Annotated in this window: 16 protein-coding genes, 1 tRNA gene and 1 pseudogene; 12 read left to right on the forward strand and 6 right to left on the reverse strand. The window is 60.5% G+C overall.

Annotated features, from left to right (window positions below; translation table 11 throughout):
• The first annotated feature begins 7 nt into the window (after window positions 1–7).
• Together BSK43_RS04295 and BSK43_RS04300 are read left to right on the forward strand one after the other, a co-directional pair.
• Entirely contained in the window at window positions 8–1,303 is a 1,296-nt protein-coding gene (locus BSK43_RS04295; RefSeq protein ID WP_077471816.1) for a L,D-transpeptidase family protein, read from the forward strand.
• Window positions 1,296–1,529, forward strand: a complete 234-nt coding sequence (locus BSK43_RS04300) for a sulfurtransferase TusA family protein (RefSeq protein WP_077471772.1) — start codon at window positions 1,296–1,298, stop codon at window positions 1,527–1,529. Before BSK43_RS04295 ends, BSK43_RS04300 begins: the two co-directional genes overlap by 8 nt.
• A gap of 355 nt (window positions 1,530–1,884) precedes the next feature.
• Here BSK43_RS04300 and BSK43_RS04305 read toward each other — a convergent pair whose 3' ends face one another.
• On the reverse strand, window positions 1,885–3,060 hold the full coding sequence (locus tag BSK43_RS04305; protein WP_077471773.1) for a GTP-binding protein: 1,176 nt from the start codon (window positions 3,058–3,060) through the stop codon (window positions 1,885–1,887).
• Between the two features lie 15 nt (window positions 3,061–3,075).
• On the reverse strand, window positions 3,076–4,242 hold the full coding sequence (locus BSK43_RS04310) for a D-alanyl-D-alanine carboxypeptidase family protein (RefSeq protein WP_077471774.1): 1,167 nt from the start codon (window positions 4,240–4,242) through the stop codon (window positions 3,076–3,078).
• Between the two features lie 194 nt (window positions 4,243–4,436).
• Between BSK43_RS04310 and BSK43_RS04315 the strand changes: the two genes are divergently transcribed.
• Window positions 4,437–5,597, forward strand: coding sequence for a M20 aminoacylase family protein (locus tag BSK43_RS04315; protein ID WP_077471775.1), 1,161 nt, complete (start codon window positions 4,437–4,439; stop codon window positions 5,595–5,597).
• A 119-nt stretch (window positions 5,598–5,716) separates the two neighbouring features.
• Window positions 5,717–5,793: transfer RNA gene (locus BSK43_RS04320), tRNA-Arg, on the forward strand.
• A gap of 497 nt (window positions 5,794–6,290) precedes the next feature.
• On the opposite strand, the gene BSK43_RS04325 is transcribed toward BSK43_RS04320, so the two are convergent.
• Window positions 6,291–6,752 carry an Ivy family c-type lysozyme inhibitor gene (locus BSK43_RS04325; RefSeq protein ID WP_077471776.1) on the reverse strand — a complete coding sequence of 154 codons (462 nt, stop codon included), beginning with the start codon at window positions 6,750–6,752 and terminating at the stop codon, window positions 6,291–6,293.
• Window positions 6,753–6,824: 72 nt separating this feature from the next.
• Entirely contained in the window at window positions 6,825–7,091 is a 267-nt protein-coding gene (locus tag BSK43_RS04330; protein WP_077471777.1) for a BON domain-containing protein, read from the reverse strand.
• A gap of 199 nt (window positions 7,092–7,290) precedes the next feature.
• Here BSK43_RS04330 and dxr point away from each other — a divergent pair, with 199 nt between their 5' ends.
• The 3 genes from dxr to BSK43_RS04345 all read left to right on the forward strand — a co-directional run bounded on the left by dxr (window position 7,291) and on the right by BSK43_RS04345 (window position 10,214).
• Window positions 7,291–8,484 carry a 1-deoxy-D-xylulose-5-phosphate reductoisomerase gene (dxr, locus tag BSK43_RS04335; RefSeq protein ID WP_077471778.1) on the forward strand — a complete coding sequence of 398 codons (1,194 nt, stop codon included), beginning with the start codon at window positions 7,291–7,293 and terminating at the stop codon, window positions 8,482–8,484.
• Between the two features lie 38 nt (window positions 8,485–8,522).
• Window positions 8,523–9,437: a pyridoxal-phosphate dependent enzyme gene (locus BSK43_RS04340; RefSeq protein ID WP_077471779.1), complete on the forward strand. Its 915-nt coding sequence runs from the start codon at window positions 8,523–8,525 to the stop codon at window positions 9,435–9,437.
• Between the two features lie 144 nt (window positions 9,438–9,581).
• Window positions 9,582–10,214 (forward strand): LysE family translocator, encoded by a 633-nt coding sequence (locus BSK43_RS04345; RefSeq protein ID WP_077471780.1) that lies wholly within the window; start codon window positions 9,582–9,584, stop codon window positions 10,212–10,214.
• A gap of 66 nt (window positions 10,215–10,280) precedes the next feature.
• On the opposite strand, the gene hemA is transcribed toward BSK43_RS04345, so the two are convergent.
• On the reverse strand, window positions 10,281–11,492 hold the full coding sequence (hemA, locus tag BSK43_RS04350) for a 5-aminolevulinate synthase (protein WP_077471781.1): 1,212 nt from the start codon (window positions 11,490–11,492) through the stop codon (window positions 10,281–10,283).
• A gap of 480 nt (window positions 11,493–11,972) precedes the next feature.
• Here hemA and BSK43_RS04355 point away from each other — a divergent pair.
• From BSK43_RS04355 to BSK43_RS04365, 3 genes and pseudogenes are all read left to right on the forward strand, one after another.
• Window positions 11,973–12,215: pseudogene (locus BSK43_RS04355) on the forward strand (glycine zipper domain-containing protein); the annotation flags it as partial.
• Between the two features lie 374 nt (window positions 12,216–12,589).
• The gene (locus BSK43_RS04360; RefSeq protein WP_077471782.1) at window positions 12,590–14,515 is read left to right on the forward strand and encodes an autotransporter assembly complex family protein; all 1,926 of its coding nucleotides are present in this window, start codon (window positions 12,590–12,592) and stop codon (window positions 14,513–14,515) included.
• A 65-nt stretch (window positions 14,516–14,580) separates the two neighbouring features.
• Window positions 14,581–18,768, forward strand: a complete 4,188-nt coding sequence (locus BSK43_RS04365; RefSeq protein WP_077471783.1) for a translocation/assembly module TamB domain-containing protein — start codon at window positions 14,581–14,583, stop codon at window positions 18,766–18,768.
• Between the two features lie 3 nt (window positions 18,769–18,771).
• Here the strand turns inward: BSK43_RS04365 and BSK43_RS04370 are convergent, their stop codons facing one another.
• Window positions 18,772–19,200, reverse strand: a complete 429-nt coding sequence (locus BSK43_RS04370) for an Lrp/AsnC family transcriptional regulator (protein ID WP_077471784.1) — start codon at window positions 19,198–19,200, stop codon at window positions 18,772–18,774.
• 136 nt (window positions 19,201–19,336) lie between these two features.
• Here BSK43_RS04370 and rocF point away from each other — a divergent pair, with 136 nt between their 5' ends.
• Both rocF and BSK43_RS04380 read left to right on the forward strand, forming a co-directional pair.
• On the forward strand, window positions 19,337–20,272 hold the full coding sequence (gene rocF, locus BSK43_RS04375; protein ID WP_068389011.1) for an arginase: 936 nt from the start codon (window positions 19,337–19,339) through the stop codon (window positions 20,270–20,272).
• A gap of 280 nt (window positions 20,273–20,552) precedes the next feature.
• Window positions 20,553–21,029 (forward strand): chemotaxis protein CheW, encoded by a 477-nt coding sequence (locus tag BSK43_RS04380; protein WP_068389008.1) that lies wholly within the window; start codon window positions 20,553–20,555, stop codon window positions 21,027–21,029.
• Window positions 21,030–21,176: the final 147 nt, after the last annotated feature.

The following is a 21,176-nucleotide window of genomic DNA, read 5'->3' on the forward strand; positions in this document are numbered from 1 at the left end:
AGTCAGAATGCGCATCCGTAACCTTGCCTATGTTTCCTTGATGGCGCTGGCTCTTGCCGGCTGTAACGACGCGCTCGATACCGCGTCGATCGATCTGTCGAAGGTGACGAACAAGGTCGAGCAGCCGCTGCCGAGCCGTATCCTGGCGGATATGGCCAAGAAGGGCATGGACCGCAATTCGCCGATCATGATCCGTATCTTCAAGGAAGAAGGTGCGATGGAGATCCTGAAGGCGAACCAGAGCAACCGTTTCGAAGTCATCGCAAGCTACAGCATCTGCGCCTGGTCCGGCCGCCTCGGCCCGAAGGTCAAGGAAGGCGACCGGCAAGCGCCGGAAGGCTTCTACATGCTGACGCCAGCCAACCTCAATCCGAACTCGAAATACTACCTCGCCATCAATACAGGCTTTCCGAACCGGTATGACGCCGCCAACGGCCGCACCGGCGCCAATCTGATGATCCACGGCGCCTGCTCGTCGTCAGGCTGCTATTCAATGACCGACCAGCAGGTGCTGGAAATCTACGCTTTCGCGCGCGACGCCTTCAAGGGCGGCCAGAAGGCCATTCAACTTGAGGCATTCCCCTTCCGCATGACGGCGGAAAACATGTGGAAGCACCGTCTCAGCCCGAATATCGATTTCTGGAAGATGCTGAAGGTTGGCTACGACAATTTCGAAGTGACCAAGCGGCCGCCGGAAGTCGAAGTCTGCGAAAAGAAATATGTCTTCAACCAGCAGGCCAGCGGCCAGTTCAACGCCGGCGGCAAATGCCCGGTCATGACGACACCGCCTGCCCTGCAGGTCGCGCTTGCCAATTACGACAAGCAGTATCAGACCGATTACGCGGCGGCGACGAAGAAATTTAGCGATATGGCCTGGTACGATCCGACCGAGGCCGAGCGCAAGGCTGTTGTCGCCAAGCAGCGTAAGGGCCATGATCTTGCCTATGCTCCCACGGGAACTGCGCTAGCCGCCGGCAAAATGATGAAGGTTGCCGATCTCGAGTCGATGATGTCCAACCAATCGGCGCAGCAGATCGCGCGCGGTGGCACCGTCGCCAGCCCGACGACGACGGCAAGCATCCGCTTGGCAACCGCCGCTCCAGACGCAACGGCGCAGCAGACCGGCGGCCCGCTGGTCGCCGCCAACATTCCGGCGAATGTTCCGATCCCGACGGCAAACCCGATGGTTCCGGGTCCAGCAGTCAACCCGCTCGCCTATGCGCAAAATCCGGCTGTCGAGACGGCACAGACCGAGCAGACAAAGAAGCCGCCATTCTGGAAGTTCTGGGCCAAGAGTGAATAGTCCGGACGGCGAGATCTACGATCTGCGCGGACTGAAGTGCCCCTATCCGGCGATCAAGACGGAAAAGCGCCTGCGCGGCATGGCGAGCGGCGCCATGCTCACGGTCGAAACGACCGATCCGCTCGCGGTGATCGACATTCCGCATCTCTGCAATGAAAAGGGCCATACGCTCGTCGCCAGCGAGAAGACGGACAACGGCCATCGTTTCATCATCCGCAAGGGATGATCTCTTACAGCCGGTGGCCATCCCAATGGTTCGAGGGTCGCTTCGCTCCCACCTCACCATGAGGATGGAGCGAACTCGCCACGCTCGGACACCATCTATCTCCTTGTTTTCACACAAGTCTGGATGGAAAACCTCGGCATACTTTTCCCTGCATTGCTCCGATTACGACGAACCAGGTGGCAATGCACAAAGATCAGCCTCACCCTGAGGTGGCGCGCAGCGCCCTCGAAGGACGAGGCGGATTGCCGGATGGCTAAAGCATTTTCGCTTTTCTTCGAAGCGCGAAAACGCTCTATCTTCTTGTTTTTACGCATTTCCGGACGGAAAACCGCTGTGCACTTTTCCTGGAAATGCTCTAGAAACGCATCCCCGGCACCGCCAATGGATTGTCCTGCAGCGCTGCCCGATCCGGCGTGTCGACGCGCGGCTTGCTGAGGAAGGCGTCGAACAGGCCCTTCACGAAATCCTCGGGCAGATCCTTGGTGATGATCACCATGCGCGTGCGCCGGTCCTCGGGGTCGGGCCAAGCCGGCAGGCGCACCGGCGGATGGAAGATGTTCTGCACGCCATGCAGCACGACCGGGCGCTCCGGCCTGTCCGACACGGCAACGATCGCTTTCATGCGCAAAAGCTTTTCACCATGGGCCGAACGCAAGAGATCGATGAACATCTCCAGCGCCGCCGGGTCGATCGGCTGTGTCTCGATGATCGAGAAGGATCGGATCGATTCGTCGTGGCGGGTCACGTCATGGCCGTGCTGGTGGCGATGGTCGTGGTGGTGGCCATGATGGTGATGGCCGTGACCGCCATGATGGTGGTGGTGATGGTGATCATGGTGGTGATCCTCGTCCGCCTTCAGCTCGTCCTGCAGCCAGCGGCCGACATCGGCGATCTTCGACATCGGATCGTAGAGACCGTTGATGAGAATGGCGGCGCGGCCGGCCTCCTCGCTATCGGCGCTCAAGATTTGCGCACGCGGATTGAGCGCTCTCAGCCGACCGATCAGCAAGTCTTCAGGCACCGCACCAGAAATGCCGCTCTTTGAGACGATCAGCCGGTCGGCGACGGCCACCTGCTTACGCGCCTCTTCATGATTGTCGAGCGTCTGCAGCCCGTTGACCGCATCGACGACGGTGACGACGCCATCGAGATCGAAATTGGCGGCGATGATCGGGTTGCCCATGATCGACTGCATGACAGGCGCGGGATCGGCAAGGCCGGTGGTTTCGATGACGATGCGCTTCAGCGGCCGGATGCGGCCGGTCTGCATGGCATCCATCAGGTTCGCCAGCGTATCCACCAGCTCGCCGCGCACCGTGCAGCACAGGCAGCCGTCCGACAGCTCGATGATGGCATCGCCGGAGCTCTCCACCAGCAGATGGTCGATGCCGACATCGCCGAATTCGTTGATGATCACGGCCGCATCGCGCATAGCCTCATCCTTGAGGATGCGGTTGAGCAGGGTCGATTTGCCCGCACCGAGGAAACCGGTCAGGATTGCGACCGGCACTCTTTGCTGCGAAACGCTCATGGCTAAAATCCGATATTAGAAAGTTGGACGTGGCATCGGGATCGGCACATTGTCCGCCCCGCCGGAGATGGCGATCTTGTTGCCCTTGGTGGCTTTGTCACCTTTCGCAGTGGCATCGTCCTTGTCGCCCTTCGCGGCGGTGGCGATGTCCTGGCCGCCGATCAGGCCGGCATAGATGAAATTGGGCTCATGATCCATTTCGTGGATATAGGGCGACTGCACCTTGGTGCGACCGAAGGGATCGCGCGTTTCGCTGCGCGCCTGCGCGCCTTTGGTGCTGCAGATATCGGCAGTGACGTCGGCAACGTCGGCCGACTGCGGCGTGTCGGGTCGCAGGCTTGCGAGCGTATCCTTGCCCGCGAGCTGGTTCTGGAAACCCTTTTCCAGCAGATTGGCGGAATCATCGGCCCGCGCCGCCAGGCTGTCGGTGCCGAGCACGACGGAGATCAACGTGCGGCCATTGCGGGTCGCCGATGCAATCTGGTTGAAACCGGCGGCGCAGATGAAGCCGGTCTTCATGCCGTCGGCGCCGTCGAAACGGCCGATCAGCATGTTGATGTTTGGCACCTGCTTCACGCCGTTGGTAAAGCCTTCCAGCGAGAAATAACCGGCATATTGCGGAAATTCGCGGCGCAGCGCGACGCTGAGAATGGCAAGGTCACGCGCCGTCGTATATTGCCCCTTGCCCGGAAGGCCGTTCGGATTGATGAAATGCGTGTCGCGCATGCCAAGGCGAGCCGCCTCCGCATTCATTCGCGCCACGAATGCCGGCTGCGAACCGCCCACGGTTTCGCTGACCGCCATGGCAAGATCGTTTGCCGATTTGACCAGCATCATCTTCAGGGCATTGTCGAGCGTCATCTTCTGCCCGGGCTTGAAGTACATCTTCGCCGGCGGCTGCGCGGCCGCGAGCTTCGACATGACGACGGGCGTATCGAGTTTGATCTGGCCGGATTGCAGGGCACGGAAGGTGACGTAGCTGGTCATCAGCTTGGTGAGCGAAGCCGGATACCAGCGGCGAAACGCTTCCTGCTGGTCGAGCACGCGGCCGGTGCTGACATCGACGAGAATATGCGGATTGGCTCCGGCCGTCTGCGCGGTCGACAGGAAAAGCATGGATGCAGCTGCGGCTACGGGAACAAGCCGCAGGGCGGCATACAAACGATTCTGCTTCGTCGGCACGATCTATCCTTCAGAGTTCCGGAATTTTCTCGAAAGCTTCGTCTATTTAACCTATATGGCTAGGAGAAGGCAAAGGCGATTGACGACTTTATTTGCCCCCGAGCAGGCCACGCTAGACGCGAAGAGCCGGCAGGGGCGGAACGAAGAACCGAAGAGTTGAACCACAACCGATAGTGAGCAGCAGGAAAATCAGCATGCCGATCTTGAACAGAGCCGCCGAACTCCAGGGCGAAGTGACCGAATGGCGCCGCTATATCCACACGCGGCCCGAACTTCTCTATGCGGTGGAAAACACCGCCGCCTTCGTCGCTGAAAAACTTCGCTCCTTCGGCGTCGACGAGGTGGTGACCGGCATCGGCCGCACCGGCGTCGTCGGTCTGATCCGCGGCAAAGGCGAGGGTCGCACAGTCGGCCTGCGCGCCGACATGGATGCCCTGCCGCTCACCGAAATCACCGGCAAGCCCTGGGCTTCCGAGACACCCGGCAAAATGCATGCCTGCGGCCATGACGGTCACACCGCGATGCTCTTGGGCGCTGCGAAATACCTCGCCGAAAACCGCAATTTCAACGGCAATGTCGCCGTCATCTTCCAGCCGGCCGAAGAGGGTGGCGCCGGCGGCGACGCCATGGTCAAGGACGGCATGATGGAGCGCTTCGCCATCGCCGAAGTCTACGGCATGCACAATATGCCAGGCCTGCCCGTGGGACATTTCGCCATCCGCAAGGGCGCGATCATGGCGGCGACAGATGAGTTTACGGTCTCGATCAAGGGCGTCGGCGGCCATGCCGCCATGCCGCACAAGACCATCGACCCGATCGCCATCGGCGCGCAGATCGTCTCCAACCTGCAGCTCATCGCCTCGCGTAGCGCCAATCCGCTGAAATCGGTTGTTGTCTCCGTCACCAAGTTCAATGCCGGCAATGCCCACAACGTCATTCCGAGCGAGGCAAGCTTTGCCGGCACGGTGCGCACGCTCGATCCCGAGATGCGCGATCTCGCCGAACAGCGCTTCAGGCAGATCGTCTCCGGCATTGCCGCAAGCCACGGCGCCGAGGTGGAGATCGAGTTCCAGCGCAACTACCCGGTCACCTTCAACCATGCCGACGAGACCGATCATGCGATCGCCATCGCCGAGGAAATCGCCGGTGCGAACAATGTCATTCCGGATATCGACCCGATGATGGGCGGCGAGGATTTCTCCTACATGCTGCTCGCCCGTCCCGGCGCCTTCATCTTCGTCGGCAACGGCGATACCGCCGGCCTGCACAACCCGGCCTACGACTTCAACGACGAAGCCATTGCCCACGGCATTTCCTACTGGGTGCGCCTGGCCGAACAGCGCCTCAACGCCTGAGACACCACCGCCACTATCCGTGCGCCTTATGAGGCGCACGGTATCGCAAAAGCGAATTGTCCCTGGGACGTAAAAGGGCTTGGCTTCGTGCCTTTGCTTTTGTATGGATCATCCCGAGTGGTCTCGTAGCTCAGCAGGATAGAGCACCAGATTCCTAATCTGGGGGTCACGCGTTCGAATCGCGTCGAGATCACCAACATTTCCCAATTAAAACAATATGTTAGCCTATCCATCAGATCTATAAGGGTCCACCGGCGTTCCTGCACGCCTGTCCCCGATGCATTCGCACGCTCACGATATGTGTCGGAGTTCGCCGTTTGGCGAACTCGACACACAAAAGAAATTACCAGCAGTGCCAGCACCGGTGATAAAATCCGCCGTCATAATAATGATAATAGGGATGATAATAATACGGGTGGTAGTAGTAAGGATGGTAGTAATAGGGGCCGGTTACAACACAGCCCGCCAGCATTGTGGCGAGGATGATCGCCGAGCCCAGCTTCAACACAAATCGCAGCATAATTACCTCTCAAACCCGCCCCGATAGAGCTTAAACGGCACGGAAAGGCTATTCCGTCGCTGGAGAGCAATTAGATTATGGAATGGTGGGCGTCTTCAAAAAGGCCGCAAGCTCCCAATTTCAGCAAATGGGAGCTAGGGGTCGGTTCCCCGAGAGGCATTGCCCATTACCGCTTACTTGTAATCAAACGCCCCCGGATGGTTTTCCAAACTGCCCGTCAGCGCCGCATAGAGTATGGTTCTGCCGTCGATCGCTTCATTGCCCGGCCCGATGTTCAGCCATGTCAGCTTCTCGGTCACGGTCTTCTGGTCGGCTGAGAGCAGCAGGCCGTACATGATCTTCTTGCCGGGATCGTACATCACGGCGATGCGCTCCGAGCCGCAGTCATGCTGCTTGCAGGCGCTCATGACATAGACCTTGTCTCCGCCAAACGTCACCTCGTTGCCGGGGGATTCGACGGTCTTGCCGTTGATCCAGTCCGGCAACGTGTGGCCTTTGGCCATCGCCTTGAAGGCGGCGGTAGCAGCCGGATCGGAGGCGATTTCGCGAAATGTGGCGGGATGATTTTGTGCGAATGCAGGCGGAGTGCCTGCGAGGATTGTCAGCAACGCGACTGATGCCACGATCTTTCTCATGCGTTTGCCCTCAAAAGAATAGGGAGCATAAAGGGCTCATGTCCAGCGCTGGGCAAGAGCTTGAACATGACATCACCCCACCGCAATCCTGTTCCTCACCAGCCTCACACCGTGGATCGATTCGGCGACCGCGGTTGCCCGCATCACTTCCTGCTGAGTGGCGACGGTGCCATCGAGGCGGATCTCCTGGCCGGCGGCCGTCACCTTCACCTCGGAGGCATCGATCCCGCCGGCAACGGCCAGTGCGTTGGCAACTGTTGACTCCAGTTCCGAACGCCTGGAATGCTCGCTTTCCAGATAAAGCTCCATGCCGTGAAATGTCGCCGCTTTGAAAACCATTCATCGCCCTCCGCATTCGAGTGGACGAAAAACGCAGCACTTGGCAATTGGTTCAATAATGATCGAAAAATATCATTAAATCAGTGATTTCGCCTTAAACGCGCATCGCAGTCGCAGGGGGTTGTAAGCCGGCGCACTTGCCGCTTCCCGCGATCCCCTGTAGAGCCTTGGAGACTTTCAGCAATATGCGGATACATGAATGACCACCGGTAGCAAGGCGCGACGCCGCCTGACGATATTGGGTTCGACCGGCTCCATCGGCCAGAATACGCTTGATGTCATCACCCAGCTGGGCGGACGCGAAGCCTTCGACATCGCCGCCATCACCGGCCACGACAATATCGAGCTTTTGGCCGAACAGGCAAAGGCCTGCGGTGCTGCCTTCGCCGTTACCGCCAATGAGGAGCGTTATCAGGCACTGAAGGACGCGCTGGCTGGCACCGGTATTGCAGTCGGCGCTGGCAAGAACGCCCTGATCGAAGCCGCCTCCCTGCCATCGGATTGGGTGATGGCCGCCATCATCGGCACGGCCGGCCTTGCACCGACGCTTGCAGCCGCCCGCCGTGGCGCCGATATTGCGCTTGCCAACAAGGAATGCCTCGTTTCCGCCGGCGATCTTTTCGTGCGCGCCGTTTCAGAAGGCGGCGGACGGCTGATCCCGGTCGATAGCGAGCACAGCGCCATTTTCCAGGCGCTGGAGGATGACCAGCAGCACGCGGTGGAGCGCATCATCATCACTGCCTCCGGCGGCCCCTTCCGCACATGGACGCGCGAGCAGATGGCCAATGTCACCCCGGCAATCGCCCGTGCGCATCCCAACTGGTCGATGGGCTTCAAGATTTCCGTCGGCAGCGCCTCGATGTTCAACAAGGCGCTGGAGATGATCGAGGCCAAGCACCTGTTCAATGTGCGCCCCGATCAGATCGAAGTGGTGGTCCACCCGCAATCGGTCATCCATTCCATGGTCGGCTACAGCGATGGCTCGGTGCTGGCGCAGCTCGGCTGTCCCGACATGCGCACGGCCATCGGCTATGCGCTGACTTACCCGGCCCGCACCAAGCTCAGCGTCGACCGGCTGGATTTCGCCAAGCTGGCGCGGCTCGATTTCGAGGCGCCGGATGAGGTTCGCTTCCCGGCGCTGCGGCTTGCCCGCACCGCGCTCGAGCGCGGCGGCCTGCAGGGCGCCATCATGAACGCCGCCGAAGAAATAGCCTTCCATGCCTTCGTGGATGGCCGCATCGGCTTCCTGGAAATGGCGGATATCGCCGAAGCCGTCATGGACGAGATGATCACGACCGGCAGCGCCGAAACCATGGATGCCGTCTTTGCCGCCGACGAGGAAGCGCGCGGCCGGGCAGCCGCGCTGATCGCCCAGCGGGAAAAAGCAGCCTAACCCGCCTCGCCAACAGCGCCCTCCGGACAGATCATCCCATGACACTTCATCTTGAAACGCCGCTCCTCGAATCCCATCCGCTCAGTGAAGCTTCCGGACGTTCCGTCTGGTTGAAAATGGACGCGCTCCAGCCGCCCGGCTCCTTCAAGATCCGGGGCATCGGTGCTGCCTGCGAGCGCCATGCCGCAAACGGAAAGCGCCGTTTCGTCTCCTCCTCCGGCGGCAATGCCGGCATCGCCGTAGCTTATGCCGGTCGTCGGCTTTCGATCCCGGTATCGGTCTTCGTTCCCGAGACGACGACGGAGCGGGCGAAGGCGCTAATCCGCCAGGAAGGCGCCGAGGTCTTCGTGCATGGCGCATCCTGGCAGGAGGCAAACGAACGCGCGCTCCGGGCGGTCGATGCCGATACCGCCTTCATCCACCCCTTCGATGATCCGCTGCTCTGGACGGGCCACGCGACGATGATCGATGAAGTCGTCAGGGCTGGTGTCCGGTTCGATGCCGTCGTTCTTTCAGTTGGCGGCGGTGGGCTGCTTGCCGGCGTCTCGGAAGGGCTTGACCGCAATGGTCTTCAGGATATTCCGATCATCGCCGCCGAAACGGAAGGTGCCGCCTCGCTGGCAGCTTCCGTGAAAGCCGGCAAGCTGGTGGAACTGCCCGCCATCACCAGCATCGCGACGTCGCTTGGCGCCCGAAGGGTCTGCCAGCGCGCTTTTGAGATTACCCGGAACAGACCAGTCGATTGCGTCGTCGTCGATGACCGCGCGGCCGTCAACGCATGCATGCGCTTCCTCGACGATCACCGCACTCTCGTGGAGCCTGCCTGCGGCGCCGCACTGGCCGTCGCCTACGCCCATACCGATCGGCTGGCGCGCTTCGAGCGGGTACTAATGATCGTCTGTGGTGGCGCGACCGCCACCCTCGCCCAGTTGCAGGCTTGGCAAGCATCCTGATTGCACGGCATGCCTTCAGCAGGATTGCCGTCGGCTCCTGAGACCAATAGGTAAGCAGAATCTTACCGATTGATTTCTGCTGTTGCCATTCCCTATATCGATCGCTAGAGAGGAATTCCGGCCTCACTTTCAAAGGAATCAAGGATGCCGGATTTTTCCACCCTCATTCTATTCGCCGCCGCGTCGTTGGTGCTCACCGCCACACCCGGTCCCGATATGCTGCTCATTGCCTCGCGCAGCATCAGCCAGGGCCGTTCGGCCGGCTTCCTCACCTATGCCGGCATTGCGCTCGGAACCTATTGCCACGCCATGGCCGCCGCACTCGGCCTCTCCAGGCTGTTTCTCACCGTGCCTGTTGCCTATGAGATCGTACGCTGGGCAGGCTGCGCCTATCTGCTCTATCTCGCTTTCAAGACCATCCGTTCGCAAGGCTCGGCTTTCGCGCCGTCCGCGGCCCTCAAGCGTCTCTCTGGAAAACGCATATTCACCGAGGGGCTGGCGACCAATCTACTCAACCCGAAGATGGCGCTGTTCGTATTGGCGCTGTTCCCGCAATTCGTCGACCCGCATGGCGGCTCGATGATTGTGCAGATGGCGCTGCTGGCCACCATTTTGAATGGGATAGGCTTCCTCGTAAACGGTTCCGTCATCCTGCTCGGCAGCCATATCCGAGGGCGACTCTCGGCGATCAAGCGCGTGCCGAAATTGCCGCAATATCTTCTGGCGACGGTCTTTGCCGGACTGGCATGCCGCCTGGCCTTGGCAAGCCGCAACTAACCCAGCTTGTAAAAAATATCGCGAAATGCCCATGCATTTCCGCGATACTGGATGCAAACAGTAGTTTTACGCGACGGCGCGGGCCAGCGCACAGCGCGACCAGAGTGCATGCAGCGCGCCAACCAGATGCTCGATATCGCCATCGGAATGCAGCGGCGTCGGCGTGATGCGCAGCCGCTCGGTCTTCTTCGGCACTGTGGGATAGTTGATCGGCTGGACATAGACGCCGGCGTCGAGCAGCAGATCCGAAATCCACTTGCACTTGGCAGCATCACCGACCAGCACCGGCACGACATGGCTCGGGTTTGGCATATGCGGAATGCCTGCGGCATCGAGCTGCGCGCGCAGCCGGCGGACACGATCCTGATGGCGGGCGCGTTCGAACTGGCTGACCTTCAGATGCTGGATCGAAGCGACCGCACCCGCGGCAAGTGCCGGCGGCAGCGACGTCGTGAAGATGAAGCCGGACGCAAACGAGCGGATGAAATCGCAAAGCGCCGTCGAAGCGGCGATATAGCCGCCCATGACGCCGAATGCCTTGCCAAGCGTGCCTTCGATGACGGTCAGACGATCCATCAAGCCTTCGCGCTCGGCAATGCCGCCGCCGCGCGGGCCGTACATGCCGACGGCATGCACTTCATCGAGATAGGTCATCGCGCCATACTTGTCGGCGAGATCGCAGATTTCCTTGATGGGGGCGATATCGCCATCCATGGAATAGACGGATTCGAAAGCGATCAGCTTCGGCGCCTTCGGATCGGCGGCCTTCAGCTTGGCTTCGAGATCGTGCAGGTCGTTATGCTTCCAGATGACCTTGTCACACTTCGCATAGCGAATGCCTTCGATCATCGATGCATGGTTCAACGCATCCGAGAAGATGATGAGGCCGGGAATGCGCGCGCCAAGCGTGCCGAGCGTCGCCCAGTTGGAGATGTAGCCGGAGGTGAAGATCAGCGCGGATTCCTTGCCGTGCAGATCGGCGAGCTCCTGCTCGAGCAGAACATGATAGTGGTTGGTGCCAGAAATATTCCGGGTGCCTCCCGCACCCGCGCCACAGTGATCTATGGCTTGCTTCATCGCCTCGATCACTTTTGGATGCTGGCCCATGCCGAGATAGTCGTTGGAACACCAGACCGTCACTTCCTGCGGGCCGTTGGGCGTATAGCGCGTCGCGCGCGGAAAATTGCCCCGGCGGCGTTCCAGATCGGCGAACACGCGGTAACGGCCTTCATCATGCAGGCCGTCCAGCTCGCCCTTAAAAAATGCTTCGAAATCCATCATCTGCTCCAGTAGCGTGCAACCGTTTTCAAGAATGGCGGTTCACACGTCAACCCCTCCCAACTGCTTTCGGGCTCCTCTGCGGCAAATGGCCCCTAATTTTGAACAGTTCCAGACAAGAATAACCAATCGCATCAAATTGACAATCGAAACCATGCCCGAAACGAAGGAACCGAACAGGAGCCCCAGGTCGCTGCAACGCTAAAACCATGCGGGCGGCGATGACGCAAGTTAGATCGGCGTTGCCACGGAGTCTGTGGAGAAAGACGGCAGATTTTCTACCCTCTGCCAATCGTTTATTGTCCGAATAAGAACGTGCCTTTGTTCAGCAACAAAAAAACTATTCGCGCCCAATGGACAATCATATTTTGCACGATATTTTTTCGTAGTTGCAGGACTGAAAAAACAGCCCATCGTGTTGGAGCTGAAGAATTGGGACGACGTTGCCGGGTTCGGCTTAACTAACGTTGGAGAGAGTAAATGAAAAAAGTTCTCATGCTCGCATTGATCGGCTTGTCCATCGCAAGCTGCACGCCGACTGAACAGGGCGCCGGCATCGGCGCGGCAGGCGGCGCCATCATCGGCGGCGCAGTCACCGGCAACGTCCGCGGCGCCGCCGTCGGCGCGGCTATCGGCGGTCTTTCCGGCGCTGTCATCGGCAGCGTCCAGGAACAGCCCGGCCAGTGCTACTATCGCGACCGCTACGGTCGTCGCTACATCGACGATTGCCGCGCGGCGGCTATCGAGGTGGCTACGGCGGCGGTTACGGCGGCTACTGATCGCTATCAGATCGAGATATCGAAGTCCCGGACCTGTGGTCCGGGACTTTTTGATTCCAGCCAGACAAGTACCCTCTCAAGGCGCCGACGTCATGCATTGGCACAGCGACGACAACCCCTGCGCGTCGCCTCAGAGCCCGCCTCGAAACGCGGCCGCTCCATCGGAAATCCCGGCGTTTCTGTCCATTTTGGTCATCTTTTCCAGGTTTTTGACTCCAAACTGGTACACCTGAGCGACTTTTGCCTCTATGGTGGCCGCGCGTTAACCCCGGGGAAACGTCAAACTGAGTAAGTTCTCATGTAACCGTAAAGCGGCGTATGCATAAAAGAACTGAACCGAGGAAGAGTATTGCGTATCGGCAGGCAGGAACCGTTGCAGCGGTTGCGGCAGCGCTCGCGCTCGGGCCTTTTTGCGTTGAAAACGCCTTCGCTTTCAAGATCTTCGGCATAAAGCTCTGGGGTAAGGACGACACGACGGATCAGGTTTCCGATCCCGTCCACTATTCGGTCGATTTCAAGGCCGACAATCTCGACAAGGATCTGAAGGAAGCCCTGAACGACAGCTCTATGCTGGTCGCCGACAAGGACAAGGCTGTCTCCGGCGACCTCGGCGTCGTCGTCAAAGCGCGTGACGACCGCGACCGCCTGATCGCCACCCTTTACGAGAAGGCCCGCTATGGCGGCGTGGTCACCATCACCATCAACGGCACCCCGCTCGATGCCTTGCCGCCGACGCCGGCCTTTGGTCGCTCCAAGCCCGTTGCAGTTGTCATCAGCGTCGACCCCGGTGCGGTCTTCAAGCTCGGCAAGATCAATCTCCTTGGCGATGCCGCGAGACTGGACGCCTCACGTTACGGCCTGGTGCGCGGCGGGGATGCCGGTTCGCTGACTATCCTGAAGGCGGGCGACAAAATGGTCGCCGATTTCAAGAATGAAGGGCATCCGCTCGCCAGGCTCGACAAGCGCGATGTCCTCGCCGACCACTCCACCAATACCGTCGACGTCTCCCTGAAGGTCGACAGCGGCCCCGTCGCACCCTTCGGCAATGTCGGCGTCACCGGCCAGAAGTCGGTCGATCCGGACTTCATCAAGCGCTATGCCCGCATCAACGAAGGCAAGCCCTATTCGCCTGATGATCTGAAAAAGGCCTCGGACCGTCTCAGAAAGCTCGGCGTCTTTTCCAGTGTTACCATTCGCGAGGCGGACAAGCTGGCGCCGGATGGCAGCATTCCCACCACCATCGAGGTGTCGGAAGGCAAGCAGCGCTATTTCGGCGTCGGCGCGCAATATTCCACCATCGACGGCTTCGGTCTGCAGGGCTATTGGGGACACCGCAATCTGACGGGACGCGCGGATTCGTTGCGCATCGAAGGATCGGTCTCTCGCCTCGGCGAAACCACGGATGTCGGCCAGCTCGATTACACAGCCGGCATCACCTATGTCAGGCCCGCGACCTTCTATCCTTCGGCGACCTTCACCGCCGCGCTGAAGATGCAGAGCCTGCATCCGGATGCCTATGACGCCAATACCGTGACGGGAAGCGGCAGTCTTGCCTACGAAATCAACGATCAGGATACGGTCACGGCCGGCGGCGAAGTCAGCTATGAGTCCGACACGACAGACGCCTTCGGCAAGCGCAACTATCTGACCGTGGCCATCCCGCTCGAATATATAAGAGACACGCGCGACAACAAACTGGATCCGACGGAAGGCTATCGCGCCGCGATCAGCGCCAAGCCAAGCTACGAGGCGATGGGCGGCACGGTGTTCAGCTCTTTCGAGGGCTCGGTCACCGGCTATCAGGGTGTCGGCGCCAACAACAACGTCGTCTTCGCCGGCAAGCTTGCCCTCGGCTCGCTGATCGGTGCCAACAGCATCGAGGATATCCCCGCGACCAGGCGCTTTTATGCCGGCGGCGGCGGTTCGGTCCGCGGCTACGGCTATCAGGAAATCTCACCCTATAACTCCAAGGGCGATGCGCTTGGCGGCCGTTCCTATGCGACAGCCTCGTTCGAAGCGCGCGTGAAGATCACCGACACGATCGGCGTCGTGCCTTTCGTCGACATGGGTAGCGTCACCGACACCATCGCTCCGGACTTTTCCGATCTGCGCATTGGCGCAGGCGTCGGCCTGCGCTACGCTACGCCATTCGGTCCGATCAGGCTCGATGTCGCCGTTCCGTTGAAGAAATACAACGATGGCACGGCCTATGGCATCTATGCCGGTATCGGTCAGGCCTTCTGACGGAACGTACGGTTGTTGCGGACGTTTCAGCACACGGTTACAAAATTGAGGTTACTGTCGCTTTCATGAGCATATTGATTCGAATCCTCAGGAAACTGGTACGCTGGATTGCCTATGCGATCGTGGCGGTCCTGTTGCTCGTGGTCGCAGCTGTGCTCGTTATCGGCCTGGTACCCTCCGCAACCAACTATGCCGTCGACCAGGCGGCAAAACTCGCTTCGACACCCGACCACACCATCACCATAACAGCACCGTCGGGGCTGCTCAGCGGTAATTTGAAAGTCGGCTCGATCACCGTCGCCGACACCAAGGGCGTTTTCGCCAAGGTGCAAAATCTTGCTGTCGACTGGTCGCCGCTATCGCTCGTGACCGGCACCTTCCATGCCGATCGCGTCTCGGCTGATGTGGTCGACTTCCAGCGTCTGCCGGTCTCAACGGCGACACCCGTGCAAGAGCCTCAGACATCCAGTAGCAGCAGCGGCTTCTCCCTGCCCATCGCCGTCAATATCGGCGCCATCGCCCTGCCGGACTTTCGCATCGGACAGGCCGTGGCCGGACAGGACTTCGTTCTCGCCGCCGACGGTAGCGTCAAGGCCAACAGCAGCAGCATGGGCCTTACGCTCAATGCCACCAGGCATGATGTGCCCGACGCCAAGCTATCCGCCGACATCGCCTTCGCTCCGGCCGAAAACCAGCTGAAACTGAAGACGCAGATTTCCGAACCGCGCGACGGCATGCTGGCCGGCATGCTGCACCTGCCGGGCGGCCCGGCCATCAACATCGACCTCTCGGGCGACGGTCCGCTTTCGAATTGGGCCGGCAAGCTGCAGGCAGCACTCGACGGCAAGCCGACGGTCGCGATCAACGGCCATCACAGCCTTTCCGCCGATGGGCTGCACCATATCGACGTCAAGGGTGGCGGCGACGTGGATTCGCTGCTGCCGCCGACGATGCGGCCGCTCTTTACCGGCCAGACGACCATCGATCTCTCGGCAACCTTCGACGGCAAGGGCAAGATCGACATCCAGACCGGCAATCTCGCCACCGGCAGCGTCGTCATAGCCGCATCCGGCACGCTCGATCCCGCCGGCAACAACAGCCTCAACGCCAACCTGATCGGCACTTCCGGCCCCGTCGACTTCCGCTGGCCGATGGAAGACGGCGAGCTTCGCGCCATGATTTCGCGCGTCGACGTCGCACTGACCGGTGCAGCGCAATCGGTGAAGATCGACGCCAAGGCGGCGGTTGACAGTGCCAGCGCGCCACAGGGCCAGATCGGCCAGGTAAACCTCAGCGCCAGGAGCGATGCCTTCAATCTGGCAACCATGTCCGGACCGGTGCAGTTGCGTCTGGTCGTCGGCCAGACCGCTTTCGTCGGCGCCGATCTCAACCGGCTGATCCGCGCGCCTATCTCGCTGACCGCGCCGCTGCAGCTTTCGCCGGATACGATCGGTTTCAACAACACAACGCTCGAAAGTGCCAGCATCGGCGGCACCGTCAATGGCAAGTACACGCTGTCATCGAAGGCGCTTACGGGCAATTTCAAGCTGTTCGCCTTACCCGGCGTGCTGCCGGACGGTGTGTCGAACAAATTCGAGGGAACGATTTCGCTGGAGGGCCAGGTTGGCGGCACGGTGCCGACCAAGATGACGCTCTCCAATCTGGCGGTAAAATCCAACATCGCCGAGATCAACGGCAATCTGGCGCTCAATGACCAGTCGCTGACATCTAATCTCACCGGCAAGCTGCTCGATCTTTCCAAGCTCGTCCCCAATGCGCAGGGGCAGGCCGATATCGGCCTCAAGGCCAAGGGGCCGCTCACCGCACTCGGCATCGATGCGACCTTGAAAGCGGTCAACGTCAAGCTGGCCGGACGGCTTCTCGATACGCTCGATATCGACGTCATCGGAACCGCCGATCCCAAGGCTCCGCAGGCAAATATCCAGGCAAACGGCGCGATCGACGGAAAGCCGATCCGCATCGCCGCCGACGCCATTTCCAAGGATGGCCGCACCAGCATTCCATCGCTATCGGCGGAAATCGGCACGAACAAATTGCAGGGCAAGCTGGATCTGTCGCCGAGTTTCGAGCCGAACGGCGCGTTGACATTCGATCTGCCTGATCTCAGCCTGCTGGCAGCCCTTGCCGGACAGAAGGCAGAGGGCGACCTCAAGGGGTCGCTCGATATCGCCAGCACCAACGGCAAGATCGGGTTGAAGGTCAATGCCAACGGTAACGGCATCCGCCGCGACGATCTGGTCATCAGCAAGCCCGCAGTCGCCCTCAGTGTCGACGATCTCAAGGCATTCTCGGCCAATGGCAGCATCCGCGCCGATACCATCGCCTCCGGTGCCAACCGCATCGCCGATCTCGCGCTGACCTTTACCCAGCAGGGCAGCCGCACGGATTTCGATCTGAAGTCGAGCTATGACAATGCCCCCCTGACCGCCCGCGGCAATGTCGAAACATCAGGCGGCCAGACGACCGTGAGCCTGGATTCCTTTGCCGGTTCACCGAAGACGGTCCCGGTCAAGCTGGCATCGCCGACCAAGATCGTCGTCAAGGACGGCGTCGCCACGCTGAGCGGATTGACCATTCAGACTGGCGGCGGCTCCGTCACGGTCGACGGCACTGCCGGCCAGGCCCTCAACATCAACGCCAAGATCGCCAACCTGCCGGCAAGCCTTGCCAATGTCTTCGCGCCGACGCTGGCAGCCGAAGGCGTCATCTCCGGCACTGTGGCTGTGACCGGTAAGGCCACATCCCCCGTCGTCGCGTTCCAGACCAATTGGACAGGTGCTGCCACCAGCCAGACGAAATCCGCCGGCCTGACGCCGCTCGGCATCAAGGCTGACGGCAAGTTTGCCGACAATGTCGTCACGATCAACACCAACCTGACAGGCCAGAGCGGCCTGGCGCTCAATGGCGGCGGCACGGTCGCGGTTGCCGGCAACAAGGCGATGGCGCTGAAGTTTTCCGGCAATCTGCCATTCGACGCCCTCGCCGGCCAGCTTGCCGCCCAGGGTCTGGTGATGACAGGCGCCGCCAAGGTCGACATGCAGATCGGCGGCACGACGGCAGCACCCGCGGTTACGGGCACGATTACCACCGATGGCGCCAAACTCGTCGATGTCCGCCGCAACCTGACCCTGAGTGGCCTTGCCGTCACCGTGAGCCTCGACGGCAAGCAGGCCGTCATCTCGCGACTTAGCGGCAACCTGACGAGCGGCGGCAGCATCGCCGGCAGCGGCACGGTCGGCATCACTCCGGACAGCGGCCTCCCGGCCGATATCCAGATGAAGTTCAACAACGCGACCTATGTGGACGGAACGCTGGTGACCGCCACCGTCAACGGCACGCTCGGCATCAAGGGCCCGTTGCTGACCGCACCGATGCTGACGGGCAATCTCAGGATTAACAAGGCATCGATTACAGTGCCTGAAAAGCTGCCGGCTTCATTGTCTGAAATCAATGTGAAGCACAAGAATGCGCCAGCCGCGGTGACTGCCCAATTCAAGGATCAGAAGCCGGAGGGACCGCGAGACAAATCGACGACCCTCGGCCTCGATCTGCAGCTGGAAGCGCCCTCGCAAATGTTCGTGCGCGGCCGCGGCATCGATGCCGAGCTCGGCGGCAATATCACCGTTCGTGGCACGGCGGCGGCACCTGTGGTATCAGGCGGCTTCACCATGCGGCGCGGACGCCTGACCATCCTCAGCCGCCGGCTGGATTTCACCGACACCAGCAAGATCACCTTCGGCGGCGACCTGACGCCGGCTCTCAACATGGAAGCCACATCTTCCGTAAGTTCCACCACGATCACCGTCGATGTTACCGGCCTCGCCACCGACCCGCAGATCGGGTTCTCCTCCTCCCCTGCCTTGCCGCAGGACGAAGTGATGGCGCAGCTGATCTTCGGCCAGTCCATGTCGAAACTCTCCGCCATGCAGATTGCCCAGCTCGCCGATGCCGCAAGCCAGCTGGCCGGCGGCCGCTCCACATCGCTGTTCGAGGGCCTGCGCAGCCATCTCGGCGTCGACGATCTCGACATCTCGACGGATGCCAACGGCCAGGCGCAGGTCGGCGCCGGCAAATACATCAACAAGCGCACCTATATCGAACTGCAGCAAGGCGCTTCCAACAATACCAAGGCGATCATCAATCTCGATGTCGGCCGTGGCGTGAAGCTGCGCGGTGCGGCCGGCTCGGATGGTGCAGGCGAAGCCGGCATCGTCTACGAACACGAATACTAGGTTTTAAAACCCCATCTTGCTGGTCTTCAGCAATATATTGGATTCCGTCGTGTTGATGCCGTTGATCAGCCTGATCTGGCGCAGCGTCTCGTCGAAGGAGGCAAGATCGCGATCCTCGAGTTCGGCGATGAAATCCCATTTGCCGTTGGTGCTGTGCAAGGCCCTCACCTGCGGTAGGCCGCGGAGCTGGTCGGCGACCTTGTCCGCCAGCTTGCCGAGCACTTCGATCAGCACGATGGCCCTGACGCCGGTGGCGCGGGTTTCATGGCCGGTGCGGATGGTGAAGGCAGCGATGGTGCCGCTCTCCACCAGCCGCTCTATGCGGGCAGCGACGGTGGCGCGCGAAGCGCCCGTTCTCGCCGCCAGAGATGAAACGGAGATGCGCGCATTGTTGCGCAGCGCACTGAGGAGGTCGCGGTCGAGGTCATCCATAGGCTTATCATTCTGCTAAATCGTATTGAGCAATCTGTCGATACCTAATCAATTTTCGACAATTTTCCATCTTTTTGCTGTCATGCAGAAAATCAATAATGCGACTCGACTGCCTCTAACCCTCGGAGCAATGCCGATGAATACGCAATCCACTCCCATCACCTTGATCGGCGTTCCCCTGGAGGAAGGCTCCGGCCGCCGCGGCGCCGGCATGGGCCCGACGGCGCTCCGCATCGCCGGCATCGAAACGACGCTCATCGAACTCGGCCACCGCGTTACCGACAGCGGCGATCTGCACCCCGCCCCGGCCGCGGATCTGCCTGACGATCCGCAGGCCCATAATCTGAAGATCGTCGGCGCCTTCACACGAGCGCTGGAGGCAAAAGTCTACGACGTCGTATCGTCCGGGAGCTTTCCGCTGATCCTCGGCGGCGACCACAGCCTGTCCATGGGCAGCGTCTCCGGGATGGCGCGTCATGCCGCTGAAGTGGGTCGCCCGCTCTTCGTCCTCTGGCTGGACGCGCATTCGGATTTCAATTCGCCCGCCACCTCGCCATCGGGCAATATCCACGGCATGCCTGTCGCCTATTATTGCGGCGAGGCCGAGATCGCCAATGTTTTGCCGGCCGGCCGGCCGCTGGTCGATCCGACGAAAGTCTTCCAGGTCGGCATCCGATCTGTCGACGCACGCGAGCGCGAGGAAATCCGCGAGCACGGCGTCAATGTCTTCGACATGCGCTCGCTCGATGAGCAGGGTGTGGCCGCCATCATGCGCAGGGTGCTCGACACGGTCAGCGCCGCCAATGGCTTGCTGCATGTCAGCTTCGACGTCGATTTCCTCGATCCCGATATCGCCCCGGGCGTGGGGACGACGGTGCCGGGCGGTGCCACCTATCGCGAGGCGCATCTCATCATGGAAATGCTGTCCGACAGCAGCCTGGTCTCATCGCTTGATCTGGTCGAACTCAACCCCTTCCTCGACGATCGCGGCAAGAGCGCCCGTGTTTTGGTGGAGATGGCCGCCAGCCTCTTCGGCCGCCGCATCTTCGACCGCCCGACAAGAGCCGCCTGACAGCACTTCCTCCATCGTGGCCATGCTCGCCCTTCGACAAGCTCAGGGTGAGGACGGAGGAGCAACCTCGCCGTAGACACCGCTGCCTCTTTGAGCAGCGGAGCGAGAAGATCGGTCCTCATGGTGAGGTGGCGCGCAAGCGCCCTCGAACCACGAGGACGGGTGGCCAGCCTCCCCTGCTCGAAACCTTGTCGACAGATTTAGGTTTGAGCAACATTCTTGCTCTATCGTGCCATCAACACGCCGCATTTGGCGTCACGCTTCAATGGGAAGAACGTTCATGGCCACGATCAATTCCACCAGCTTCAGCGGCGATACTCTGGAAATCATTGCTTTCCGGCTTCATGAGCAGGAATTCTGCGTCAAGACCACCACCATCCGCGAAATCCGCGGCTGGGCGCCATCGACGCCGATCCCGCATGCACCGGCCGATGTCATCGGCGTCATGAACCTGCGCGGCTCGGTCATCCCGATCATCGATCTCGCCTACAAGCTCGGCATGCAGAGCACGGTTGCCAACGAACGCAGCGCCATCGTCGTCGCCGAAGTCCATAACATGGTCATCGGCATGCTGGTCGATCGCGTCTCCGATATCCTCACGATCGCCTCCAGCCAGGTCCAGCCTGTTCCGGAAGTGACGGCCTCCTTCGATCGCGCCTATTGCGAAGGCATCATCGCGACGGAGAATGGCATGATCTGCTTCCTGAACCTCGCCAAGATGTTCAAGGAAAGCGAAACGGAAGAACTCGCCGCTTAACTTCGCTGAACAACCCCTTTTAAAGAACCGCCACTCCACAGTGGCGGTTTTTTATTGTCGACTAATTTTAGTTAGTTATATTTTATTTAAATTATAATTTCTAATAAGCTAATTTTTACTCAAAATTAATGGGCTCCACTCCATCAT

It is taken from the genome of Rhizobium sp. P44RR-XXIV (assembly GCF_001999485.2).
In the GTDB taxonomy this organism is placed as follows: Bacteria; Pseudomonadota; Alphaproteobacteria; order Rhizobiales; family Rhizobiaceae; genus Rhizobium.